Source organism: Dietzia lutea, assembly GCF_003096075.1.
Taxonomy (GTDB): Bacteria; Actinomycetota; Actinomycetes; order Mycobacteriales; family Mycobacteriaceae; genus Dietzia; species Dietzia lutea.
Window position 1 is genome coordinate 501729 of sequence record NZ_CP015449.1, and the last position, 24386, is coordinate 526114.

Below are 24386 nucleotides of genomic sequence, written 5' to 3' on the forward strand. Positions count from 1 at the left end.
AGAAGAGGAAAACGCACACGCGCACTCGACCGATACAGGCGAATTCCTCTGCTCGGCGCGGAGGCGGCGCCCGGGGCCGGTCGTAGCGGGGTCTACCCGGCGAACGCGGCGGCCGCCTCGGCGAGGTCGAGCAGCGGTTGCGGCATGATCCCCAGGAGGACCGTCACGATCGCCGCGACAGCCACCACGGCGAGTGTGAGCGGCCGGGCGGCGAACGCCACCTCGCCGGTGCCGGTGCCCGCGCTGCCCGCCACGCCGGTGCCCGCGCTGCCCGCCCCGTCGAGCGGGCTGGAGTCGCGGAAGAACATCACCACGATCACCCGGATGTAGAACGACGCCGCGATCGCGCTGGTGAGCACGCCGATCACCACGAGGCTCACCGCGCCGCCGGCCACCGCCGCGGAGAACACGGCGAACTTGGCGATGAACCCGCTCGTCAGCGGGATGCCCGCCAGAGCCAGGAGCAGCAGGGCGAACGCGCCCGCGACCAGCGGCTGACGGCGACCGAGCCCGGCCCAGGCGCGCAGGTCGGTGATCTCGGCGCCGTCGGTGTCGCGGACGAGCCCCGCCACGGCGAACACGCCGACCGTGCTGATGGCGTAGGCGGCCAGGTAGAACAGCGTGGCGGACGTCCCGACGGCTGTCGGGCCGAGCACCCCGGTGAGCAGGAAGCCCGCGTGCGCGACGGACGAGTACGCCAGCAGTCGCTTGACGTCGTTCTGGGTGACGCCGACGACCGTGCCGACGATCATCGTCAGCGCCGCGATCACCCACAGCACCGGCGCCCAGTCGGCCTCGAGGCCGGGCACCGCGACGTGGAAGAAGCGGAGGATCGCCCCGAACGCGGCGAGTTTGGTGCCCGCGGCCATGAACGCGGTGATCGACGTGGGCGCGCCCTGGTAGACGTCCGGTGTCCACGTGTGGAACGGCACCGCGCCGACCTTGAACAGCAGGCCCACCGACATCATGGCCACGCCGATCAGCGCCAGCGGGACGCCGCCGCCAGCGTCGCCGCCCGCGCCGACACCGCCCCCGCCGCCGCCCCCGCCGCCTCCCGCTGCGACCGCGGCCGCGATCCCGCCGAAGTCGACGGTCCCGGCGTAGCCGTAGATCAGCGCCGCGCCGTAGGCGAAGAACGCCGACGAGAATGCGCCCAGCAGGAAGTACTTGACCGCGGCCTCCTGCGAGAGGAGTCGTCGTCGGCGGGCCATGCCACACAGGACGTACAGCGGCAGCGACAGCACCTCGAGCGCGATGAACAGGGTGATGAGGTCGTTGGCCGCCGGGAAGAGCATGAGCCCGCCGGTGGCGAACAGCGCGAGCGGGAACACCTCGGTCTGGGTGACGCCGGCACGCTCGGCCTCCCGCTCGGCGTCGCCGCCCGGGGCCAGCGCGGCCTGCGGCGCGAACCCGGCGAGCACGGGCGGGCGCGGACGTGTCGAGCCGCCCACCGCGGCGCCGCCCACCGCCGCCCCCGCCACCGCGGCGCCGCCCACCGCGGCCCCCGCCACCGCGGCGCGCTCCTCCGCCCCGTCCCGCGCCCGCTCGCCGATGAGCAACCCGGCGCCGATCGCCACGAGGACCGTCGCGCCCTGCAGGAACAGGGCGGGCCCGTCGACGGCCACGGCGCCACCGGCCGTCACCGTCCGCGTCCCGGCGAGCGCGACCACCGAGACCAGTGCCGCGGCGAGCCCGCCGAGGTACAGCACCACCTGCACGCGGTAGCGGTGCCGGGCGGGCGCGAACGCCTCGACCAGCACGGAGACGATCGCCGCGCCGAACACCACGAGCAACGGCAGGAGCGAGGAGTAGGCGATGTCCGGGGTCATCGGGGGGCTCCGTCCACGTGGGTGACGATCTGGGCGACCGCCGGGTCGATCACGTCCAGCGCCGGCTGCGGGTAGAAGCCCAGCGCGACCAGCGCCACGACGAGCGGGGCCAGGACCACGCGCTCGCGGACCGTCAGGTCGGGCGTGGTCTCGAGCCCGGTCGCGACGGGCCCGCCCATGACGCGCTGGTAGGTCCACAGGATGTAGATCGCGGCCAGCACGAACGTCGCCGTCGCCAGGACCGCCGCGACGGGATACACCTCGAACGTGCCGACGAACACCAGGAACTCGCTGATGAACGGCGCGAGCCCCGGCAGGGAGAGTGTCGCGAGCCCGGCCACGAGGAACACCCCGGCCAGCACGGGCGCCACCTGTTGGACGCCGCCGTAGTAGCCGATCTCGCGGATCCGGTGCCGACGCACGAGGAACCCGGCCACGAGGAACAGGGCGGCCGTGGCGAGGCCGTGATTGACCATGTAGAGCGTGGCGCCGGCGGCCGACTGGGTCGTCGCGGCGAACACTCCCAGCACGATGAACCCGAAGTGCGAGATCGACGCGTACGCGATGAGACGCAGCAGGTCGGTCTGCGCGATCGCCATGAGCCCGCCGTAGATGATGCTGATCACCGCGAACGTCACCATCACGGGCGTCGCGGTGTCGGCGGCTCCGGGGAACAGCGGCAGGCTGTACCGCAGCATCGCGAAGGTGCCGACCTTGTCGACCACCGCCATCATGAGCACGGCGGAGGCGGGCGTCGCGGCGACGGCCGCGCCGGGCAGCCACGTGTGGAACGGCCACAGGGGCGCCTTGATCGCGAACGCGAGGGTGAACCCGGCGAACATCAGCAGCGCCGCGCCGGTCGGGAGCTGCAGGCGACCGTCGGCGACGGCGTCGGAGATGAGGCGGTAGTCGAACGTGCCGCGGCCGTCCGGGCCGAGCCCGGCCCGGTCTGTGTAGATGTAAAGGGTGATCACCGCGGCGAGCATGACCAGACCGCCGAGAAGGTTGTAGAGGAGGAACCGCACGGCCGCGCGGGCCCGGTCGGTGCGGCCGGCGTCCGTGCCGCCGGAGTCAGTGCCGCCGAATCCGCCGATGAGGAAGTACAGCGGGATGAGCATCGCCTCGAACGCGACGTAGAACAGCAGCACGTCGAGGCTCGTGAACGCGACCAGCGCGAGCCCCTGCGTCGCGAGCAGCAGCGCGGGGTACGCCTGCCCGCGGCGCCCGCCCGCACCGTCGTTGTCCCGCCACGCGGCGAGGAACAGCAGCGGCATGAGCGCGGCGGTGAGTAGGACCATCACGAGCGCGACGCCGTCGAGGCCGAGCGTGTACGTCGCGCCGAACGCGGGGATCCACGGCCGAGACTCGACGAACTGGTGGGCCGCGCCGCCGGGCTCGAACCGCACCGCCAGCACGACGGTCACGGCCAGGACGACGACGGACGTGGCCAGTGCGAGGGGCCTCGCCGCGCGGCGCGCGCCTGTGGGGAGGACGACGACGAGGAGGGCGCCGACCAGGGGCGTGAGCCACAGCGCGGTGAGCAGTCCGGGGCCGGTCACAGCACGCCCCCGCCCAGCATGGCCGCGATCACCAGGACCGCGCCGACCAGCATGTACAGCGCGTAGGACCGGGTGAGTCCGGACTGCAGGAGTCGCGTCCGGGCGGACAGTTCCCCGATGGCGGCGGCGAGGCCCGTCGCCGCGCCGGCCACGACCCGGCGGTCGACGACCGCTGTGCCGGCGACCAGCGCTTGGCCGGGGCGCATGAACACGGCCTCGTTGAGCGCGTCGGCGTAGAGGTCGCGGCGTGCGGCGCGGGTGAGCGGCGAGCCCTCCGGTGCGGTGGCGGGCACGTCCGCACGGGCGTAGAGGCGGACCGCGACGGCCACGCCCGCCGCGACCGCGACCAGGGATGCGGCGGTGACGAGCCACACCGGCAGGACGTGCTCGGGGTAGTGTTCGCCGACGACCGGGGCGAGCCACACCTGCAGGCGGCCGCCGATCGCGAGCAGTCCGCCCGCGGCCACCGAGCCCACGGCGATCGCGATCATGGGTCCGGTCATCGTCGCCGGGGATTCGTGCGGGTGCGCGTCCGCGGCCCAGCGGCGGGGGCCGAAGAAAGTCAGGATCATCACGCGGGTCATGTAGAAGGCGGTCAGGGCCGCGCCGAGCAGCGCGATGCCGCCGAGCAGGTAGCCGAGCACCGATCCCGTCGCGCCCGACCCCGCGCCCGCGGTACCGGCGCCCGCGTCGAAGGCCGCGGAGATGATGCCCTCCTTGGAGTAGAAGCCGGCGAACGGCGGGACCCCGATGATCGCGAGATAGCCCAGGCCGAAGGTGACGAAGGTGATCGGCATGACCGCCCGCAGTCCGCCGTAGCGGCGCATGTTCACCTCGTCGCCCATCCCGTGCATCACCGAGCCGGCGCCCAGGAAGAGCCCGGCCTTGAAGAAGCCGTGGGTGAGCAGGTGCATGATCGCCAGCGCGTACCCGGCGGGCCCGAGCCCGGCGGCGAGCACCATGTAGCCGACCTGGCTCATGGTGGAGGCGGCGAGGACCTTCTTGATGTCGTCCTTCGCGCAGCCGATCACCGCGCCGTACAGGAGCGTGACCGCGCCGACGGCGATGACCGCTGCGCGGGCGGCGGGGGCGGCGTCGAAGACCGGGTTCGTGCGGGTGATGAGGTAAACGCCCGCGGTGACCATGGTCGCGGCGTGGATGAGCGCCGACACCGGGGTCGGGCCCTCCATGGCGTCGCCGAGCCAGGACTGCAACGGCACCTGCGCGGACTTGGCGCACGCGCCCAGCAGCAACAGCAACCCGAGCGCGGTGACCAGCCCGGAGCTGACGCCGGCGGAGCCGGCCGCGGCCGGGCCAGCCCCGCCCTCGCCCTCGATCGCAGCGAACACGCCCTCGTACGACAGGGTCCCCAGCTGGGTGACCATGACCATCAGCGCGACGCCCAGCCCGATGTCGCCGACGCGGTTGACCACGAACGCCTTCTTGGCCGCGGTCGCGGCGGACGGCTTGCGCTGCCAGAACCCGATGAGCAGGTACGAGACCAGGCCCACGCCCTCCCAGCCCAGGTAGAGGCCGAGGAAGTTGTCGGCCAGCACCAGCAGCAGCATCGCCGCGAGGAACAGGTTGAGGTAGGCGAAGAACTTGCGCCGCGCGGGGTCGGTGGCCATGTAGCCGATCGAGTACACGTGGATGAGCAGGCCGACGCCGGTGACGAGCAGGACGAACACCATCGACAGCTCGTCCAGCCGCAGGCCGAAGTCGACCTGCAGGTCGCCGACCGAGAGCCACGTGAACAGCGTCTGCGCGGCCGCCCGGCCACCGGGGCCACGGCCCACCATCTCGACGAGCTGCCACACGGCCACGGCGAACGAGCCCAGCGCGGTCGCCGAGCCGAGCAGGTGGCCCCAACCGTCCGCCCGCCGACCGAGCACCAGCAGGACCACCGCCCCGAGCAGGGGAAGAGCGGGGATGAGCCACAGCGCGGACCCGGTGGCGGCGGGGGCGAGGGTGGCCGCGGTTGCTGTCGTCGTCATCGTCGTCGTCCCCCCTAATACCTGAGCAGGCTGGCGTCATCTACGGACGCCGATCGGCGGGAGCGGTAGATGGCCATGATGATCGCGAGGCCGATCACGACCTCCGCGGCGGCCACGACCATGATGAAGAACGCGAAGACCTGGCCCGTGACGTCGCCGTGCATTCGCGCGAACGCCACGAGCGCGAGGTTGGTGGCGTTGAGCATGAGCTCGATGCACATGAACACGACGATCGCGTTGCGTCGCAGCAGGAACCCGGCCGCGCCGATCGTGAACAGCACGGCCGAGAGGTACAGGTAGTACTCAGGGGTCACGGCCGCGCACCCCCGTCCGCGCCGCGCGCCTCGCCGGCCACGCGTCGGTCCCCGGCCTCGCCCACGCGTCGGTCCCCGGCCTCGAGCTCGTCCGCCGCCGCGGCGTCGTGGGCGTGGCGGCGCAGCACCTCGCTCACCGAGTCCGGCGCGTCGGAGCCGTCGGGCAGCCGGGCGGGCACGTCGGCGGAGTTGCGGCGCGCGTACACGCCCGAGCTCGGCAGTGGCGTCACGCGCGCGGAGTCGTCGCGCTGCCAGTCGAGGAACCGCTGCTCCGAGAGTTGGCGCTGGGTGCGGTGGCCGGTGAAGCGCTCGCGGTGGGCCAGGACCATCGCGCCGAGCGTGGCGATGATGAGCAGCACCCCGGTGAGCTCGAACGCCCACACATGCCGGGAGAACAGCAGCTCGGCGAGCGCCGGCACCTCGGACGCGCCGTCCGCGAACCCCGCAAACGGCGGCAGCTCGGCGCGCGCGAGGCCGGTGGCGAGGAGGATTCCGAACCCCAGGCCCGCGAGTATCGCCGCCACCCGGTGCCCGCGGATCCGCTCGACCAGCGAGTCCGAGGACTCCACGCCGATGAGCATCACCACGAACAGGAACAGCATCATCACGGCGCCGGTGTAGACGACGATCTGCCCGACGCCGAGGAACACCGCGCCCTGCGCCATGTACAGCACGGCCAGCGAGACCATGGTCGCCGCCAGGCACAGCGCCGAGTAGACGGCCCGGGTCGCCGCGACCACTCCCAGCGCCCCGGCCACCGCGACGGTCGCCAGCACCCAGAACAGGACCGACTCCCCGGCGGCCATCATGAGCCCGTCGCCGGGTCGTACGGCTCGCCCTGCTCGGGCGCCGCGTGGGTGATCTCGCCGCGGTAGTAGTCGGCGTGGTCGGCGCCGGGGAACATGTCGTGCGGGGCGGGGACCATCCCGGCGAGCATCGGCGCGAGCAGGTCCTGCTTCTCGTAGATGAGGTCTGCGCGGTTGTCGTCGGCCATCTCGTAGTCGCCTGTCATGGTCAGCGCGCGGGTCGGGCACGCCTCGACGCACAGGGCGCAGCCGATGCAGCGCAGGTAATTGATCTGGTAGATCCGTCCGTACCGCTCGCCGGGGGAGTAGCGCTCCTCGGCGGTGTTGTCGGCGCCCTCGACGTAGATCGCGTCGGCCGGGCACGCCCACGCGCACAGCTCGCAGCCGATGCACTTCTCCAGGCCGTCGGCGTACCGGTTGAGCTGGTGACGCCCGTGGTAGCGCGGCGCGGTCGGGACCTTCTCCTCCGGGTACTGCTCGGTGTGCTTCTTGCGGAACATCGTCGCGAACGTCACCCCGAACCCGGCGAGCGGCTCGAGGAACCTGGGAACCCTAGGCATGGCGGGCCTCCTGACTCGGGGCGGTGTCGGTGGTCGGCTCGGCGTCGGCGGCTCCGAGTGCGGCGGGGGTGCCGGCGCGGCCGAGCGCGGCGCGCTGGTGCGGGAGCGGCGGGACGGGGAACCCGCCGGCGGTGGGGTCGAAGGGCGCGGCGCCGGAAGGCTTGGCGCCGGACACGCCGTGGGGGCCGGCGTTGGCGGGCGTGGCGCGGCCGGCGCGTCGGGTGCGGATCCGGTGGACGACGACGATGACCGCGACCGCGACCAGGCCCGCGATCACCATGGCCGGCGTGAGGAGGCCCGACTCGGGACCCACGACCACCCGGATCGTGGCCACGGCCATGACCCAGGCCAGGGAGACGGGGATGAGCACCTTCCAGCCGAACGCCATGAACTGGTCGTAGCGCAGTCGCGGGAGGGTGGCCCGCAGCCAGATGAACAGGAACATGAACGTCCATACCTTGGCGACGAACCACAGCAGCGCCCACCACCCGGAGTCGGCGCCGGGGATGAGCGAGAACGGTAGCGGCGCCTGCCAGCCGCCGAGGAACAGCGTGGCCGCGAGCGCGGAGACGGTGGTCATGTTGACGTACTCGGCCAGCATGAACATCGCGAAGCGTAGGGACGAGTACTCGGTGTGGAAGCCACCCACGAGCTCGCCCTCGGCCTCGGGCAGGTCGAAGGGGGCGCGGTTGGTCTCGCCGACCATCGAGATGACGTAGATGACGAACGACGGCGCCAACAGGAACACGAACCAGACCTGCGACTGCGCGGCCACGATGCCCGAGGTGGACATGGTGCCGGCGAAGAGGAACACGCCGACGAAGGACAGCGCCATGGCGATCTCGTAGCTGATCACCTGGGCCGTGGACCGCAGGCCGCCGAGCAGCGGGTACGTCGAGCCGGAGGACCAGCCGGCCAGGACGATGCCGTACACGCCGATCGAGGTGACCGCGAGGACGTAGAGGATCCCCACGTGCAGGTCCGTGAGCTGCAGCGGCGTGGAGTGGCCGAACACCGAGACCACGGGGCCGAAGGGGATCACCGCGAACGCCATGAACGCCGGGATCACCGCGATGACCGGGGCGAGCAGGTAGATCGGCTTGTCGACCCCCGCCGGGATGAGGCCCTCCTTGAGGGCGATCTTCACGCCGTCGGCCAGGCTCTGGAGGATGCCGCCCGGACCGACGCGGTTGGGGCCGATGCGCATCTGCATCCACGCGAGGATCTTGCGCTCGAGGTAGATCGCCGCGAGCACGGTCACCACGAGGAACACGAACACCGCGAGGACCTTGGCGAGCACCAGCCACCACGGGTCCGCGCCGAAGGCCGAGAGGTCGGTCATGGCGACACCTCCCCGGCGGCGGTGTTCCCGGCGGCGGTCCCCCCGGCGGCGATGGACACGAGGTCACCTGCAGCCGCGCCGAGGGTGGCGTTGACGGCCGAGCCCGGTGAGTTCTGCGGCACCCACACCACGCGGTCGGGCATCTCGGTGATCGCCAGTGGCAGGGCGATCGCCCCGCGGTCGGTGGAGACGGTCACCGGGTCGCCCTCGCCCGCGCCGAGGTCGCGGGCGGTCGTCGGCGACAACCGGGCGACCGGGCGGCGGGCCGTGCCGGCCAGGTGCGGCTCCCCGTCCTGCATGCGGCCGGCGTCGAGCAGCATCCGCCAGGTCGCCAGGACGGCCTGCCCCACGCCGGGTTCGGGCGCCCGCCCCGCCGCCGCAGCCGTTCCCTCTGCAGCCGTTCCCTCTGTAGCCGCTCCTCCCGATGGCGTCTCGCGCGCACTTCGGGGGGTGCGAGACGCCATCCCGGCGTGCGGCTGTGGGCTGGGATGCGTACGCGGGCGGGGGCGAGACGCCATCTCGGCGTGCGGCTGGGTCTGTGGCGGCGTCTGCGGGACGAGGGTCTCACCCACGGCCTGCATCTCACGGCGGACGGTCTCGACGTCCGGCAGCCCGAACCACGCCCCGGTCTCCTCCGCCAGCGCGTTGAGGACGCGGTGGTCGGGCATCGAGTCGGTGCCGGTCAGGGCCGCGGCGAAGGGGCGGGTCCGACCCTCCCAGTTCACGAACATCCCGGCCTTCTCGGCGACGGGCGCGACGGGCAGGACGACGTCGGCGCGGTCGGTGATCTCGCTGCGGCGCATCTCGAGACTCACGACGAAGCCGGCAGCGTCGATCGCGTCGAGCGCCGCCCGCGGATCGGGCAGGTCCGCGGCCTCGACCCCGCCGACGAGCAGGGCGGCGAGCTCCCCGGAGGCGGCCGCGGCCAGCTGTTCAGTGGTGGAGCGGCCGGGGGCGGTCGGCAGTTCGTCGCAGCGCCAGAGGTCGGCGAGAGCGCGGCGGGCTGCGTCGTCGGTAACGGGCGAGCCGCCGGGCAGCAGCCCCGGAAGGCATCCGGTCTCGAGTGCCCCGCGCTCACCCGCACGCCGCGGGATCCAGGCCAGGCGCGCCCCGGTGGCGTCGGCGAGTTCCGCGGCGGCCGACAGACCTCCGGGGATCGCGCCGAGGCGTTCGCCCACGAGGATCACCGCCCCGGGCTCGCGCAGCAGGGTGGGCAGGGCGCCGGAGGTCGGATCGGCGGCCTCGTCCCGCGATCCACCGGCCAGGGCTTCCAGCACCGCCGGCTCGTCGCCGGGCACGGTCGGCAGCAGTGCGGCGCGGGTCTTGCGGACGGCGGGCGAGGCGAACGGCGCGATCGAGAACACCTTCAGCCCGTGATCGCGGGCGGCCCGGCGCAGGCGGAGGAAGACGATGGGCGACTCCTCCTCCGGGTCGAATCCCACGAGCAGCACCGCCGGCGCGGTCTCGAGGTCGGAGTAGGTGACGGCGGAGTCGCCCGGGCCACGGCGCACGACCCGTTCGGCGAGGAACGCGGCCTCCTCCTCGGAGTGGTGGCGGGCGCGGAAGTCGACGTCGTTCGTGCCCAGCACCGTGCGCGCGAACTTGGCGTAGGCATATGCGTCCTCGGCGGTCAGGCGCCCACCGGTGAGCACCCCGGTGCGCCCACGCGCGGCCGCCAACCGCTCCGCGGCCACCCGCAGCGCGGTGGACCACGGAACGGGGACGAGCCCACCGCCCTCGCCGCGCACCATCGGCGTGGTGATGCGGTCCCGCTGGGTGGCGTAGGTGAACGCCCAGCGGCCCTTGTCGCAGTTCCACTCCTCGTTGACCTGCGGGTCGTCGCCGGCGAGGCGCCGCAGGACCTTTCCGCGTCGGTGGTCGGTGCGCTGACCGCAACCGCTCGCGCAGTGCTCGCACACCGCGGGGCTGGACACGAGGTCGAACGGGCGCGCCCGGAAGCGGTACTGCGCCCCGGTCAGCGCGCCGACCGGACAGATCTGCATGGTGTTGCCGGAGAAGTACGACTCGAACGGCTCGTCGCCGTACACGCCGACCTGCTGCTGGGCGCCGCGCTCGAACAGGTCGATGAACGGGTCGCCGGCGATCTGCTCGGAGAACCGCGTGCAGCGGGCGCACATGACGCAGCGCTCGCGGTCGAGCAGGACCTGCGAGGAGATGGCGATCGGCTTGGGGAACGTGCGCTTGACCTCGGTGAACCGAGAGCGGCCGTGCCCGCTCATCAGGGCCTGGTTCTGCAGCGGACACTCGCCGCCCTTGTCGCAGACCGGGCAGTCGAGCGGGTGGTTGATGAGCAGTAGCTCCATGACGCCGCGCTGCGCCTTGTCGGCGACCGGCGAGGTGAACTGCGTGCGCACGGCCATGTCCTGGGTGACCGGCGTCGTGCACGAGGTGACCGGCTTGGGCGCGCCCTCGACCTCGACGATGCACTGACGGCACGCGCCGGCCGGGTCGAGCAGCGGGTGATCGCAGAAGCGCGGGATCTGCACGCCGATCCGTTCGGCGGCGCGGATGATGAGCGTGTCCGGCGGCACCGAGACCTCGCGGCCGTCGACGGTGAGGGTGACGAGGTCGTCCGCGCGCTCGGAATCGGCACGGTCGTGGGCGGGGTCCTGAGCCGGGCCGCGGGCGTCGCGGGGGGCTCCTGACGTGGCCGAGGTCATCGGGCCACCTCCTCGGATCGCGATGAGGGTCCGCCGGCGGGTCGTACGGGCGGACGCCGGGAGCCGGCACCCGCGCGGTCGGTCCGCGCGAAGATGGTGGAGCGGCTGTGGTCGAAGGGGCACCCGTCCGGGCTGTGGGCGAGGTACTCGTCGCGGAAGAGCCGGATCGACGACACGATCGGGGCCGCGGCGGCGTCACCGAGGGCGCAGAATGACTTGCCGACGATGTTGTCCGAGATGTCGAGCAGCCGGTCCAGGTCGTCGGCGGTGGCGGTGCCGTCCTCGAGCCGGGTCATGATCTGCCGCAGCCAGAACGTGCCCTCGCGGCACGGCGTGCACTTGCCGCACGACTCGTGGGCGTAGAACTCGGTCCACCGCAGCACCGCCCGCACCACGCAGGTCGTGTCGTCGAAGATCTGCAGCGCCTTGGTGCCGAGCATCGTGCCCTCGGCCGCGCAGCCCTCGTAGTCCAGTGGCATGTCGAGCTGGGCGTCGGTGAGCAGTGGTGTCGACGAGCCGCCGGGGGTCCAGAACTTGAGCGTGTGGCCTTCGCGGATCCCGCCGGCGAGCTCGAGCAGCTCACGCAGGGTGACCCCGAGCGGGGCCTCGTACTGGCCGGGCCGGGTGACGTGCCCGGACAGCGAGTAGAGGGTGAACCCGGGCGATTTCTCCGAGCCCATCGAGCGGAACCACTCGGGTCCGTGCTGCAGGATCGACGGCACGCTCGCGAGGGACTCGACGTTGTTCACCACCGTCGGACAGGCGTAGAGCCCGGCGACGGCGGGGAACGGCGGCCGCAGCCGGGGCTGGCCGCGGCGGCCCTCGAGGGAGTCGAGCAGGGCGGTCTCCTCGCCGCAGATGTACGCCCCGGCGCCGGCGTGGACGACCAGCTCGAGGTCGAACCCGCTGCCGAGGATGTCGCGGCCGAGGTATCCGGCCTCGTACGCCTCGGCGACCGCGGTCTGCAGGCGCCGCAGGACGGGCACGACCTCGCCGCGAAGGTAGATGAACGCGTGCGAGGCGCGGATCGCGTAGGCGGCGATGATGACGCCCTCGATCAGCACGTGCGGCGTGGCCAGCATGAGCGGCATGTCCTTGCACGTGCCGGGCTCGGACTCGTCGGCGTTCACCACGAGGTAGTGGGGCCTGGCCGCGGCGGATGGATCGGCGGCGTCGGCGCTGGTGTCCTGCGGGATGAACCCCCACTTGCGCCCGGTGGGGAAGCCCGCGCCGCCGCGGCCGCGCAGGCCGGAATCGAGCACGGTCGAGATCACCTCGTCGGGCCCGGCGGCGAGGGCGTTGCGCAGGCCCACGTAGCCGCCGTGGTCCAGATACGTGTCCAGCATCCAGCTCTCGGGGGCGTCCCAGTAGCGGCTGAGGTACGGCGCGAGCGGCATGTCAGGACTCCTCGTCCGGAGCGGTCGAAGAGTCCGGGGCTGGCGCGGACGCCGAGGCGGCGGCGGGCGGCTCGGCCGCGCGCATGTCGCGTGAGCGGGCGACGCGCAGCCCGGCGAGCGTCGCCTCGCCGGGGGCACCGTCATTGGCGCCGGGGCGGGGGTCGGGGAAGCCGGCGAGGATCCGGGCGGTCTCGCGGAACGTGCACAGCGGGGCGCCGCGGGTCGGGGTGACGGGCCGGCCCGCGCGCAGGTCGTCGACCACCCGCCGCGCGGAGTCGGGGGTCTGGTCGTCGAAGAACTCCCAGTTGATCATCACGACGGGCGCGTAGTCGCAGGCCGCGTTGCACTCGATGCGCTCGAGCGTGATGCGTCCGTCGTCGGTGGTGCCGGGCCCGTCGAGCCCCAGGTGATCGCGCAGGTCGGCGTAGATCTCGTCGCCGCCCATCACCGCGCACAGGGTGTTGGTGCACACCCCGACCAGGTAGTCGCCGGTCGGCGTGCGCCGGTACATCGAGTAGAAGGTGGCCACGGCCATGACCTCGGCGGGGGACAGGTCGACGACGAGAGCGCAGAACTCGATGCCGGCGGGCGTGAGGTGACCGTCCTCGGCCTGGACCAGGTGGAGCAGCGGGAGCAGTGCCGAGCGGGCCTGCGGGTAGCGGGCGACGATCAGGTCGGCGTCGGCCCGCAGTCGCTCCAGGACGTCGTCGGGGTAGGTCCTCCGGGCGTCGGGCCGCACGATCGCGCCCGGCTCGTCGGGCTGCTGGCCGAACTGCAGGAACACCGCCTCGCCCCGATTCGCCGGCGGCGGGCTGTCGGTTCGTTCCGTGCTGCTCATCGGTCCACACCTCCCATCACGGGGTCGATGCTGGCCACGGCGGCGATGACGTCGGCCACCATCCCGCCCTCGCACATCGCGGCCACGGCCTGCAGGTTGGTGAACGACGGGTCGCGGTAGTGCACGCGGTACGGCCGGGTCCCGCCGTCGGAGACCATGTGCACGCCCAGCTCGCCGCGCGGGGACTCCACTGGCACGTACACCTGGCCCGGTGCCACGGGGAAGCCCTCGGTGACCAGCTTGAAGTGGTGGATCAGCGCCTCCATGGAGCTGTCCATGATGTGGCGGATGTGCTCGGCGGAATTGCCCAGGCCGTCGGGGCCCACCTTGAGCTGGGCGGGCCAGGCGATCTTGGGGTCGTCGACCATCACCGGGCCGGGTTCGAGCCGGTCCAGGCACTGCTCGACGATCTTCAGCGACTCCTTCATCTCGTCGACCCGCACGACGAACCGGTCGTAGCAGTCGCTCGCCGAGCCGGTGACGACGTCGAACTCGTAGGTCTCGTACCCGCAGTACGGATCGGAGCGGCGGACGTCGTGCGGCAGGCCCGTCGCCCGCAGGACCGGGCCGGTGACGCCGAGCGCCATGCAGCCGGTGAGGTCGAGATAGCCCACGTCCTGCAGGCGCATCCGCCAGATGGGGTTCTCGCGCAGCAGCAGCTCCATCTCGCGGATCCGCCCCGGCATCACCTCGAGCAGCTCCCGCACCTTGGGCACGGCCTCGTCGGGCAGGTCCTGGACCACCCCGCCGGGGCGGATGTAGGCGTGGTTCATCCGCAGCCCGGTGATGACCTCGAAGACGTCCAGCACGAGCTCGCGCTCGCGGAACCCGAACAGCATCGGCGTGCTCGCGCCCAGCTCGAGTGCGCCGGTGGCCAACGCGACCATGTGGGAGGCGATGCGGTTGAGCTCCATGAGCATCACCCGGATGACCGACGCCCGCTCGGGCACGTGCTCGCTGATCCCCAGCAGCTTCTCCACACCCAGGCAGAAGGCGACCTCGTTGAAGAACGGCGAGAGGTAGTCCATCCGCGTCACGAACGTCACGCCCTGCGTCCAGTAGCGGTACTCGAGGTTCTTCTCGATGCCCGTGTGCAGGTAGCCGATCCCGCAGCTGGCCCTGGTGACGGTCTCGCCCTCGATCTCGAGGATGAGCCTCAGCACGCCGTGCGTGGACGGGTGCTGGGGGCCCATGTTCACCACGATGCGGTCGTCGTCGGCGTTGCGCGCGGCCTCGCTGATCGCGTCCCAGTCCCGCCCGGAGGCGGTGAGGATCGTGTCGGAGTCGGCGGCCCGTGGCACGCGCGTGCGGTCGGCGGTCACGAGTACGCCCTGCGCTGGTCCGGCGGCGGGATGGTCGCGCCCTTGTACTGCACCGCGATCCCGCCGAGCGGGTAGTCCTTGCGCTGCGGGTGGCCCTCCCAGTCGTCCGGCATCTCGATCCGGGTCAGCGACGGGTGCCCGTCGAAGATCACGCCGAAGAAGTCGTACGTCTCCCTCTCGTGCCAGTCCGTCGTGGGATAGACGCGGGTCAGCGTCGGCACGTGCGGGTCCGCGTCCGGTGCCCACGTCTCCAGCATCACCCGGCGGTTGTGGGTGATCGACTGCAGCGGGTACACCACGTGCAGCTCACGGGCGGTGGCGTCCGGATAGTGCACCCCGCTCGCGCCCAGCGACATCTCGAAGCGCAGGTCGGGATCGTCCCTCAGGGCCAGCGCCACCGCCGGTAGATGCTCCCGCGCCACGTGCAGGGTGAGTTGCCCGCAGTGGACCACGACCTTCTCGACCGCCTCGGCGAAGCTCGCCCCGCCCCGCCGCCGCAGGGCCGCGGTGAGCGCGCGGACGACCTCGTCGTCGTCCCCGTACGGCGGTGGGGTGCTGCGGGGCAGGACCGTCGGGCGCACGAGGCCACCGAACCCGGAGGTGTCCCCGGAGCCCCGCACGCCGAACATGCCGTGCCGGACGCCCACGGTGTCGGGGCCCGCGGCGTCGCGGGGGTCGGCGGTGACCGGTCGGCCGGCGGCGTCCGTGCGGTCGGGCGCGGCGGGGGAGCGGTCCGGGGTGCGCTCGGGGGCGCCGTCGTCGGCACGGCCGGGGGTGCGCTCGGTCATCGGAACATCCCCTCGACCGGGATGAGCGGACGCTCGTCGAGCGCGGCCCGCTCGGCGGCCCGGATCGCCTCCGCCCGGTTGGCACCCAACGGCATGTTCTGGATCTTGTCGTGCAGCGTGATGACCGCGTGCATGAGCATCTCCGGCCTCGGCGGGCATCCGGGCAGGTAGATGTCGACGGGCACGATGTGGTCGACGCCCTGGACGATCGCGTAGTTATTGAACATCCCGCCCGACGACGCGCACACGCCCATCGAGAGCACCCACTTGGGCTCGGCCATCTGGTCGTAGACCTGCCGCAGCACCGGGGCCATCTTCTGGCTGACGCGGCCCGCGACGATCATGAGATCCGCCTGCCGCGGCGAGGCGCGGAAGATCTCCGTGCCGAACCGGGCCAGGTCGTAGCGCCCGCCGCTCGTGGCCATCATCTCGATCGCGCAGCACGCCAGGCCGAACGTCGCCGGCCACAGCGAACCCTTGCGCATGTACCCCGCGAGCTGCTCGACCGTGGTCAGCAGGAAGCCGGCCGGCAGTTTCTCCTCGAGTCCCATGACCGCTCTCCTTCCGACGCTTCCCGGGTCAGTCCCAGCTCAGCCCGCCGCGCCGCCACTCGTAGGCGTAGGCGACGGAGACGTTGACGACGAACAGGGCCATCGCGGCCAGGCCGAACACGCCCAGCTGGTCGAAGTGGACGGCCCACGGGTAGAGGAAGAGGATCTCGATGCCGAAGATGATGAACAGCATCGCCGTGAGATAGAACTTCACCGGGAAGCGGCCGCCGCCGACCGGCTGCGGCGTGGGCTGGATGCCGCACTCGTAGGCCTCGAGCTTCGCGCGATTGAAGCGTCTCGGCCCCGCCACCGAGGACACCACCGAGGAGAAGACGGCGAAGGCGACGGCCAGGGCCCCCAGGACCAGGATGGGCACGTACTCGTTCATGACCGCATCACTCCTCGCGCTTGAGCGTCAGAGGCCGCCGGTGGGCGCGCCTCTGCAGGCAACCGCTGTGGGAGGTCGGGCGTCCGGATGTGGGGTTCCGGCCGTCCGACTCCCCGGCGGGCCGGTCTCTTCCCGGCCCCTGAGTGTGACTCTACTCACACCGTGTTGACGTATGTCCGGAGTTCGGCCAGACGGCGTGTCGGGGCTGGTCAGGCGGGTGCGACGGGGCGCGCGGCGGCCGCGTGGTGGGCGCGCGTCGGCCGCGTGGTGGGCGCGCGGCGGAAGCCCGGCGGGCGCGCGGCGGCGCTCAGGCCGGGGCGAGGAGCGCGTTGACGGTGTCGCGGAGGCGCAGCGGGTCGATCGGGTGCGGCACCGAGGCGTCGGCCCGCGACCAGTCGGCGAGCCAGCGGTCGTCCGCACGGCCGATGAGGACCAGCAGGGGCGGGCAGCGGTCGAGCTCGTCGCGAAGCTGCTTGGCCAGGCCCAGACCGCCGGTGGGGGCGGCCTCGCCGTCGAGGATCGCCAGATCGATGCCGCCGGCGTCCATGTGCTCGACGACGACCGGTGCCGTCGCGACCTCGACGTAGTCGAGCCGGGGCAGGTCCGGGTGCGGGCGGGTGCCGAGGGCGGACATGACGCGTCCGCGGGTGGTGGCGTCGTTGCTGTAGACGAGCACCCGGAGGGCGACGTCGTGGCCTGCGGTCTCGGTCACGTTGCGACTCTACCCAGGGGTCGGGCCAGTGCCGGGCTGAAATGAGCGACGCGGCCCGGTGCTCGGGAGCTCCGGGCCGCGTCTGCGGCGGAGGATAGGGGATTTGAACCCCTGAGGGGCTATAAACCCCAACCCGCGTTCCAGGCGAGCGCCATAGGCCACTAGGCGAATCCTCCGTGGAGGACAATACCGAGGAAGGGCGAGCGGAGGCAAACCGTCGTCCTCCGGGGTGGGTGGCGTGCGGGCCCGGGGTTCGCCCGGCTAGACTCGTACCCGGACCCCGCGCGGCGTCCATCCTGTGAACTCCCCCAGGGCCGGAAGGCAGCAAGGGTCAGCGGGCTCTGGCGGGTGCGCGGGGTCCCCTTATGTCTTGGGACATGTCTTAGGGCACCAACACCACCGATGTAGTCGACCCCCGCCGGAGGCCACCGTGGCGCTGTCCGATCTCCCCGCCGACGATCTCGCTCGCCTCGAGTCGCGACTGGCCGCCGAGTACGACACGCTCGCGGACAAGGGTCTCGCCCTGGACCTCACCCGCGGGAAGCCCTCGCCCGAGCAGCTCGACCTCTCGGAGGGCCTGCTGTCCCTGCCCGGGGAGGGGGACCACCTGGCCGGGAAGACCGACGTGCGTAACTACGGCGGCGGTGCCGGACTCCCCGAGCTGCGGTCGATCATCGCGGAGCTGCTGGGCGTCGAGACGGGCCGGGTGATCGCCCAGGACAACGCCAGCCTGTCGATCATGTACGACCTGCTCGTGTTCTCCGTGCTGTTCGGCACGCCCGACTCGCAGCGGCCCTGGAAGGACGAGCCCGCCCTGCGCTGGCTGTGCCCGGTGCCCGGGTACGACCGCCACTTCTCCATCACGCAGGCCCTCGGCATCGAGATGATCCCCGTGCCGCTCGGACCCACCGGTCCGGACATGGACGAGGTCGAGCGCCTCGTGGCCGCCGACCCGTCCATCAAGGGCATCTGGTGCGTCCCGATCTTCGCCAACCCCACCGGCGCGGTCTACGACGACCACACCGTCTCCCGCCTGGCGCGCATGGCCACCGCCGCCCCCGACTTCCGCGTGGTGTGGGACAACGCCTACGTCGTCCACACGCTCACCGAGGACTTCCCCAAGGTGCCGGACGTGGACGCCCTGGCCGCCGAGGCCGGGCACCCCAACCGCTTCTGGCAGGTCTGCTCGACCTCCAAGATCACCTTCGCCGGCGCGGGCGTGTCGTTCCTGTCGTCGTCCTCGGCGAACCTGGACTGGTACCTCGGCCACACCTCCGTGCGCACGATCGGCCCGAACAAGGTCAACCAGCTCGCGCACGCGCGGTTCTTCGGCGACGCCGAGGGGGTGCGCGCCCACATGCTCCGCCACCGCGAGGTGATCGCGCCGAAGTTCGAGGCCGCGACCGCCGCGCTGACCCGCCGTCTCGGCGAGTACGACGTCGCCCGCTGGACCCGGCCCGAGGGTGGGTACTTCATCGACCTCGAGGTGGTCGACGGGACCGCGACCGAGACCGTGCGCCTGGCCAAGGAAGTCGGGGTCGCGCTGACCCCCGCCGGCTCGGCCTACCCCTACGGGCAGGATCCCGACGACCGGCACATCCGCCTGGCGCCCACCCTCCCGCCGCTCGCCGAGGTCGAGACCGCCATGGACGTGGTGGGTCTGTGCGCGCTGCTCGCGGCGTGCCGCGCGGCGCTCGCCGGCTGACGTCCCGGTGGGCGGGGCCGCTGTAACAGTTGCCTCGCCAACGTTAATCCGAGTTCTTACCGGAGTGGACTCCGTTCTCGGTTCGGCTCGGCGCTCAACCCCGAAGTGACCAGCGCATCTGCCTGCACGTGATCTCTGACACGTTCCCGCATTCCGGGCAGGGCGTATCGCCGGTTAGGTGACCCTGTGACATGCACAAACGCTCGACGGGGCGTTTGTTGAGCACTTGTCAGCAACAGGAACGCCTTGTCTCCTGCGCGGGTTATCTGGTTGTATCTATTTCGTCCGGGCCAGAGGGATGCGGACATCGGAGTACAGCTGAGGGGCTGTGAGGGGCCGGTGTCAGGTATCGGTTCGGGAACCGTGCTGCGGGGGTCTGAGGGGGCCCGATCCGCGCGCGAGGGACGTCGGGAGGGGCTGCGCAGGTCGCGGCCCCTCCGGTCATTTCTGCTCATGTGCGCGCACACCCCGCGGGCGCCCGGTGGGACGCGATCGATCTCATCGTCGTCGTACCCCCTGGGTACCCTCTAGGCGTGGCTCTCTATCGGAAGTACCGCCCCGCCTCCTTCGCCGAGGTCGTGGGCCAGGAGCACGTCACCGAACCGCTGTCGGTGGCGCTGTCCTCCGGTCGTATCAACCACGCCTACCTCTTCTCCGGGCCGCGCGGCTGCGGCAAGACCTCGTCCGCCCGCATCCTCGCGCGCTCACTCAACTGCGTCCACGGACCCACGGCCACCCCGTGCGGTGAGTGCGACTCGTGCGTGGCGCTCGCGCCCGGCGGCAACGGGACGCTCGACGTCACCGAACTCGACGCGGCCAGCCACGGTGGCGTCGACGACACGCGTGACCTGCGCGAGCGGGCCTTTTTCGCGCCGGCGTCGTCGCGGTACCGGGTGCTCATCATCGACGAGGCCCACATGGTCACCAACGCGGGCTTCAACGCGCTGCTCAAGATCGTGGAGGAGCCGCCGGAGCACCTCATCTTCATCTTCGCCACCACCGAGCCGGAGAAGGTGCTGCCCACCATCCGCTCGCGGACGCACCACTACCCGTTCCGGCTGCTCACGCCGTCGTCGATGCGCGGGCTGCTCGAGCGGATCTGCGACCAGGAGGGCGTGAAGGTCGAGCCGACCGTGTTCCCGCTGGTGATCCGCGCGGGCGGAGGCTCGCCGCGTGACACGCTCAGTGTGCTCGACCAGCTCATGGCCGGCGCCGGCGAGGAGGGCATCACCTATCCCCGCGCGGTGAGCCTGCTGGGGGCCACCGAGGTCGCGCTCATCGACGACACGGTCGACGCCCTGGCCGCCTCCGACGGCGCCACGCTGTTCCGGACCGTCGACAAGGTGGTCGAGGCCGGGCACGACCCGCGCCGGTTCGCCGCCGACCTGTTGCAGCGGCTGCGCGACCTCATCATGGTGCAGTCCGTGCCGCAGGCGATCGAGCGCGGGCTGGTCGACGCACCGGTCGAGCAGGCCGAGACCATGCGTCGTCAGGCCGAGCAGATCGGTTCCGCGACACTCGCTCGCTGTGCCGACATGGTGCACGAGGGCATGGCGTCGATGCGCGGGGCCACCTCGCCGCGGCTGCTGCTGGAGATCCTCTGCGCCAAGCTCCTGCTGCCGTCGGCCGACGATTCCATGGCCGCCCTGCTCCAGCGCGTCGAGTCGCTGGAGTCGGGGGCCGTGCGCCCAGGCGCCGCGCCGGTCGCCGCGGGTGGCGCAGGTGGCGCGCCCGCGTCGGGTGGCGGGGTCGGGGGCGACGACGACGAAGCCCGCACCGCCCCCGCCGGCGGACCCGCACCGCAGTCCGCGGCGCCGCCGGAGGGGCGACCCAAGTTCGTCCGCCGGTCGCAGCAGCAGGCCACGGAGGCAGCAGCGCAGCCGGCGCCGCCCGCCGCCGCGCCGGCGGGCCAGGGTGCGTCGGCGGTTGCTCCGCCCGCGTCCGCCGGCCAGGGCATGCCGCCTGCCGCGCCACCCGCCGCGGCTGATCCGGCGCCGAGCCAACCGGCCGTGGCCGCCGATCCCGCCGCGCCGGCCGTGCCCGGCGAGTCCGTCGCCGAGCAGCAGGCGGCCCACCAGCCGTCTCAGGACACCGGTTCCCGGGAGCCGTCCCCGGCGGAGCCGCAGTCGTCGGCGTCCGCTGCTGCGCCCGCGCCCGACGCGGGTGCCGCGGCGTCCGCCCCGGAGCCGCAGGCCCAGGCCCCGGCCCGTCCCGACTCGGGCAGCCCGTCAGCCGCCGCGGCCAGCGCGCCGCCCGCCGGAGCGCCGAGCGTCCAACAGGGCCCGACCGCGCCGACCAATCCGTCGGCGGAGCCGGCATCCACTCCCGCGGCCGACGCAGGATCGGCGGCGGAGACCGACGACCCGTGGCGGGACCGACCCGCTCAGCAGCTCGAGCCGGGGGCCCCGTCGCAGCCCACGCAGCAGCCCTCCGCCCCGGTCTCGCAGTCGCCGGCGCCCACCGATCCCGAGCCGGGCCCAGAGGCCGCGCCCGAGGCCGGACAGTCGGCGGCTGCGGCCTCGGCTCCGGGCATCGAGGCCGAGGACATCCGCCGCGCCTGGCCGGCGATCCGCGAGGCCGTCTGTACGCGTACCCGCACGGTCGAGGTGATGCTCGCGGGCGCGACGGTCGCGGGCGTGGACGGCCGGGTGATCCATCTGGTCCACGATTACGCGCCACTGGCCAAGCGACTGTCCCAGCCGCACAACGCGACCGCGATCACGGACTCGATCACGGAGGTGGTGGGCGGCGACTGGACCATCCGCTGCACCTCCGGAAGCGCGCCCGCTGGCGCCGGGGGCGCCCCGGCCGCCCCGGAGGCGGCTCCACCAGCGCCCGGGCGGGGGTCCACCGCGGGCCCTACTGACGCCCCCGGTTCTCCCCGACAGGGTGAGCCGCGGGGCTGGGAACGTCGTCTCCGCGCCGCGGACGCCGCGCAGGGCGAGAGCGGCGACCGAGGTGGCTACGACGACATCCCGCCTCCGCCCGAGGAGCCCGACCCCGAGCCGGGTGAACCGGACGGCCCGCCCCCGCCGCCGGTCAGCGAGGACGAGATGGTCGACGAGGCACGGAGCGGCCCCCAGAATCTCGACCACCGCACCGGCGAGGACATCGCGTTGGCCCTGCTCAAGGAGCACCTCGGGGCCCGTCCGCTCGAGCGCTGACCCACCCGGCCCGCCGCGCGCCGGGGCACGGTGTCCCAGCTGACGGTTACGCTGGACGTTGACCGACCGGGGCCGCCCCGGCAGGAACAGGCACGACCGCAACACCGCCCGCACACCGCCGAAAGGACCCCAGCCATGCAGCCCGGACCCGACATGAACGCCCTGCTCCAGCAGGCCCAGCAGATGCAGGCCCAGCTCGCCGAGGCGCAGCAGGAGATCGCCGCGAGCACGGTCGACGGCCAGGCGGGCGGCGGGCTCGTCACCGTCTCCATGCGCGGTACCGGTGAGGTCACCGGCGTGACCATCGACCCGAAGGTCGTCGACCCCGAGGACGTCGAGACGCTGCAGGACCTGCTCGTCGGCGCGTTCGGCGACGCCCACACCAAGGTGCAGGAGCTCGCGGAGTCCCGCCTCGGCCCGCTCGCCTCCGGCGGCGGCCTCGGCGACATGATGGGCGGCCTGGGCATGTGAGCCCGCGGGGCCCGGTGTAGCGCCGGGTCCCGCCACCCGGGGCCGGGCGCCCCGGGACCCGCCACCCGACGACGCAGCCGTCGCCGGGCCAGCAAGAACACAGGAAAGCGCGATGTACGAGGGACCGGTCCAGAACCTGATCGACGAGTTCGGCAAGCTGCCGGGCATCGGGCCGAAGTCCGCGCAGCGCCTGGCCTTCCACCTGCTGCAGGCCGAGCCCGAGTCGGTCGAACGCCTCCGCTCCGCGTTGCAGGCGGTGGTGGAGGGCGTCACCTACTGCGAGGTCTGCGGCACGGTCGCGGCCTCCGAACGCTGCCGCATCTGCTCCGATCCCCGCCGCGACCCCACCCTCATCTGCGTGGTCGAGGAGCCCAAGGATATCGAGGCCATCGAGCGCACCCGGGAGTTCCGTGGGCTCTACCACGTGCTCGGCGGCGCGCTCGACCCGATCAACGGCATCGGACCCAACGAACTGCGCATCGCCGGACTCATGCGGCGGGTCGGTGGCGAGGTCGACGGCGAGGAGATCGCCGAGATCATCATCGCCACCGACCCCAACACCACCGGCGAGGCGACCAGCACCTACCTGGCCCGTCTCCTGCGACCGTTCCCCGATCTCATCGTGAGTCGCCTTGCCTCCGGCCTGCCCATGGGCGCCGACCTGGAGTTCGCCGACGAGCTCACCCTGGGCAGCGCGCTGTCCGGGCGTCGCATCCTCTCCGGCGGCCCCGCTCAGGCGGCGCGTTCGGGCGGCGTGCTGCGGCCCGAGCAGGTCGACCCCGCGCAGCCGGCCGTGCCCGCACCGGGTGCGAGCGCCTCGGCCCCGGCCGATCCCGCCGCGGGGCCGGAGATCGGCTACCCGGGCACGGAGTCAGAGGCCGAAGAGTCGCGCGGCGTTTCCGTGCCACACCGCCCGTAGCCAGTCATCGCCCAGCCCGAGCCCGGCCAGTGCCTCGAGTTGATGGGCGTACGGGTACGGGATGTTCGGGAAATCAGTACCCAGGAGCACCTTGTGGCCCAGGTCGGCCATCCGGGCGTGCTCGGTGCGCGGGAACGGCATGGTCTCCTCCACGAAATCCGTGAAGGCCATGGTCGTGTCCAGGTAGACGTTCTCGTACCGCTCGGCCAGATCGAGGAACTCCGAGTACTCGCCCATCCCCATGTGGGCGACGATCAGCGGCAGTTCGGGGAAGCGCTCGAGCACGGCGGCCACCGGCTCGGGGCCCGTGAACTCGCCCGCCACCGGGCCGGAACCGCAGTGGATGACCGTCGGCACCTGCGCCTCGGTCAGCACGCTCCACACCGGGTCGAGCAGCGGATCCCGAGGGTCGTACTCGCCCACCTGGATGTGCGACTTGAACACCCGCGCCCCGGCATCGACGGCATCCCGGACGTAGTCGCCCGCCGTCGGCTCGGGGAAGAAGGTCGCCGTGTGCAGGCAATCGGGGTGCCGGGATGCGAACTCCGCGGACCACGCGTTGAGCCACGCGCCCATCTCGGGCTTGTGCGGATACAGCATCGATGAGAACGCCAGCACCCCGTACGACCGCAGCCGCTCGACGCGCTCGTCCTCGGCCTCGCGGTAGGTGATGGGCCACGGGCGGCCGATCTTGGGGCCGGCGGCGTCGAAGTAGTCCCACACCTTGGCCATCACGCGCGGGGGCATGAAGTGCGTGTGCACGTCGATGATGCCCGGCAGTCCGAGTGGCTCCCACATCGCGCGGACCTGCGCCGCCTCGACGGCGGGATCGGGAGGGGTCACGGACCCGGTGAGGGCGGCGGCGCCGTGGTGTTCACACATGCGTCCGAGAGTATGTCAGCGAACCCGGCCCGCCCGGGATTCGCTGCGCGGACTCCGGCGCCACCCCCGAGGCGCAAGCCGGCCGAGAGCCGGGCGGACCTCGGCCACGAGCCGCGGTGCGTTCACCTGGTCCAGCAACGCCACCTCAACCCGCAACGCCACCT

The 24386-nt window shown here is 72.5% G+C and carries 19 protein-coding genes, 1 tRNA gene, 1 other RNA gene and 1 pseudogene; 5 read left to right on the forward strand and 17 right to left on the reverse strand.

From position 1 onward, the window contains the following. Positions 1-92: 92 nt before the first annotated feature. The 16 genes from nuoN to A6035_RS02345 all read right to left on the reverse strand — a co-directional run bounded on the left by nuoN (position 93) and on the right by A6035_RS02345 (position 17257). Positions 93-1829: an NADH-quinone oxidoreductase subunit NuoN gene (nuoN, locus tag A6035_RS02270; protein ID WP_108846439.1), complete on the reverse strand. Its 1737-nt coding sequence runs from the start codon at positions 1827-1829 to the stop codon at positions 93-95. Beyond that, the gene (locus A6035_RS02275) at positions 1826-3388 is read right to left on the reverse strand and encodes an NADH-quinone oxidoreductase subunit M (protein ID WP_108846440.1); all 1563 of its coding nucleotides are present in this window, start codon (positions 3386-3388) and stop codon (positions 1826-1828) included. Before A6035_RS02275 ends, nuoN begins: the two co-directional genes overlap by 4 nt. After that, positions 3385-5382 (reverse strand): NADH-quinone oxidoreductase subunit L, encoded by a 1998-nt coding sequence (gene nuoL / locus A6035_RS02280; protein WP_108846441.1) that lies wholly within the window; start codon positions 5380-5382, stop codon positions 3385-3387. The genes A6035_RS02275 and nuoL overlap by 4 nt, the downstream gene beginning before the upstream one ends. Positions 5383-5396: 14 nt before the next feature. After that, positions 5397-5696, reverse strand: coding sequence for an NADH-quinone oxidoreductase subunit NuoK (gene nuoK / locus A6035_RS02285; RefSeq protein ID WP_108846442.1), 300 nt, complete (start codon positions 5694-5696; stop codon positions 5397-5399). After that, entirely contained in the window at positions 5693-6505 is an 813-nt protein-coding gene (locus tag A6035_RS02290; RefSeq protein WP_108846443.1) for an NADH-quinone oxidoreductase subunit J, read from the reverse strand. Before A6035_RS02290 ends, nuoK begins: the two co-directional genes overlap by 4 nt. Beyond that, on the reverse strand, positions 6502-7062 hold the full coding sequence (gene nuoI / locus A6035_RS02295; protein ID WP_108846444.1) for an NADH-quinone oxidoreductase subunit NuoI: 561 nt from the start codon (positions 7060-7062) through the stop codon (positions 6502-6504). Before nuoI ends, A6035_RS02290 begins: the two co-directional genes overlap by 4 nt. Continuing rightward, positions 7055-8404, reverse strand: a complete 1350-nt coding sequence (gene nuoH, locus A6035_RS02300; protein WP_108846445.1) for an NADH-quinone oxidoreductase subunit NuoH — start codon at positions 8402-8404, stop codon at positions 7055-7057. Before nuoH ends, nuoI begins: the two co-directional genes overlap by 8 nt. Beyond that, on the reverse strand, positions 8401-11085 hold the full coding sequence (locus A6035_RS02305) for an NADH-quinone oxidoreductase subunit G (protein WP_108846446.1): 2685 nt from the start codon (positions 11083-11085) through the stop codon (positions 8401-8403). The genes nuoH and A6035_RS02305 overlap by 4 nt, the downstream gene beginning before the upstream one ends. Beyond that, positions 11082-12482 carry an NADH-quinone oxidoreductase subunit NuoF gene (gene nuoF / locus A6035_RS02310; protein ID WP_108846447.1) on the reverse strand — a complete coding sequence of 467 codons (1401 nt, stop codon included), beginning with the start codon at positions 12480-12482 and terminating at the stop codon, positions 11082-11084. Before nuoF ends, A6035_RS02305 begins: the two co-directional genes overlap by 4 nt. 1 nt (position 12483) lies before the next feature. Beyond that, positions 12484-13320, reverse strand: coding sequence for an NADH-quinone oxidoreductase subunit NuoE (gene nuoE / locus A6035_RS02315; RefSeq protein WP_108846448.1), 837 nt, complete (start codon positions 13318-13320; stop codon positions 12484-12486). Next, positions 13317-14642 (reverse strand): NADH dehydrogenase (quinone) subunit D, encoded by a 1326-nt coding sequence (gene nuoD / locus A6035_RS02320; RefSeq protein ID WP_108846449.1) that lies wholly within the window; start codon positions 14640-14642, stop codon positions 13317-13319. Before nuoD ends, nuoE begins: the two co-directional genes overlap by 4 nt. Further along, positions 14639-15430 carry an NADH-quinone oxidoreductase subunit C gene (locus A6035_RS02325; RefSeq protein ID WP_108846450.1) on the reverse strand — a complete coding sequence of 264 codons (792 nt, stop codon included), beginning with the start codon at positions 15428-15430 and terminating at the stop codon, positions 14639-14641. Before A6035_RS02325 ends, nuoD begins: the two co-directional genes overlap by 4 nt. After that, a complete protein-coding gene (locus tag A6035_RS02330) occupies positions 15427-15981 on the reverse strand; it encodes a NuoB/complex I 20 kDa subunit family protein (protein ID WP_108846451.1) in 555 nt (184 codons plus the stop codon). Before A6035_RS02330 ends, A6035_RS02325 begins: the two co-directional genes overlap by 4 nt. A 28-nt stretch (positions 15982-16009) precedes the next feature. Further along, positions 16010-16369 (reverse strand): NADH-quinone oxidoreductase subunit A, encoded by a 360-nt coding sequence (locus A6035_RS02335; protein WP_108846452.1) that lies wholly within the window; start codon positions 16367-16369, stop codon positions 16010-16012. Positions 16370-16676: 307 nt separating this feature from the next. Then, positions 16677-17081, reverse strand: a complete 405-nt coding sequence (locus A6035_RS02340; RefSeq protein WP_108846453.1) for an Rv3143 family two-component system response regulator — start codon at positions 17079-17081, stop codon at positions 16677-16679. 88 nt (positions 17082-17169) lie between these two features. Further along, a tRNA-Ser gene (locus A6035_RS02345) sits at positions 17170-17257 on the reverse strand. A gap of 96 nt (positions 17258-17353) precedes the next feature. Between A6035_RS02345 and ffs the strand changes: the two genes are divergently transcribed. The 5 genes and pseudogenes from ffs to recR all read left to right on the forward strand — a co-directional run. Next, an RNA gene (gene ffs / locus A6035_RS02350) (signal recognition particle sRNA small type) lies at positions 17354-17448 on the forward strand. Between the two features lie 63 nt (positions 17449-17511). Continuing rightward, positions 17512-18786 (forward strand): aspartate aminotransferase type Ic, encoded by a 1275-nt coding sequence (locus tag A6035_RS02355; protein ID WP_108846454.1) that lies wholly within the window; start codon positions 17512-17514, stop codon positions 18784-18786. Between the two features lie 533 nt (positions 18787-19319). Continuing rightward, positions 19320-21950: a DNA polymerase III subunit gamma and tau gene (locus A6035_RS02360; protein WP_108846455.1), complete on the forward strand. Its 2631-nt coding sequence runs from the start codon at positions 19320-19322 to the stop codon at positions 21948-21950. A gap of 135 nt (positions 21951-22085) precedes the next feature. Beyond that, positions 22086-22421 carry a YbaB/EbfC family nucleoid-associated protein gene (locus A6035_RS02365; RefSeq protein WP_007632582.1) on the forward strand — a complete coding sequence of 112 codons (336 nt, stop codon included), beginning with the start codon at positions 22086-22088 and terminating at the stop codon, positions 22419-22421. Between the two features lie 112 nt (positions 22422-22533). Continuing rightward, a pseudogene (gene recR / locus A6035_RS02370) lies at positions 22534-23139 on the forward strand (recombination mediator RecR); the annotation flags it as partial. 153 nt (positions 23140-23292) lie between these two features. Here the strand turns inward: recR and A6035_RS02375 are convergent. Further along, positions 23293-24222 (reverse strand): amidohydrolase family protein, encoded by a 930-nt coding sequence (locus A6035_RS02375; protein ID WP_200836430.1) that lies wholly within the window; start codon positions 24220-24222, stop codon positions 23293-23295. Positions 24223-24386 lie beyond the last annotated feature (164 nt).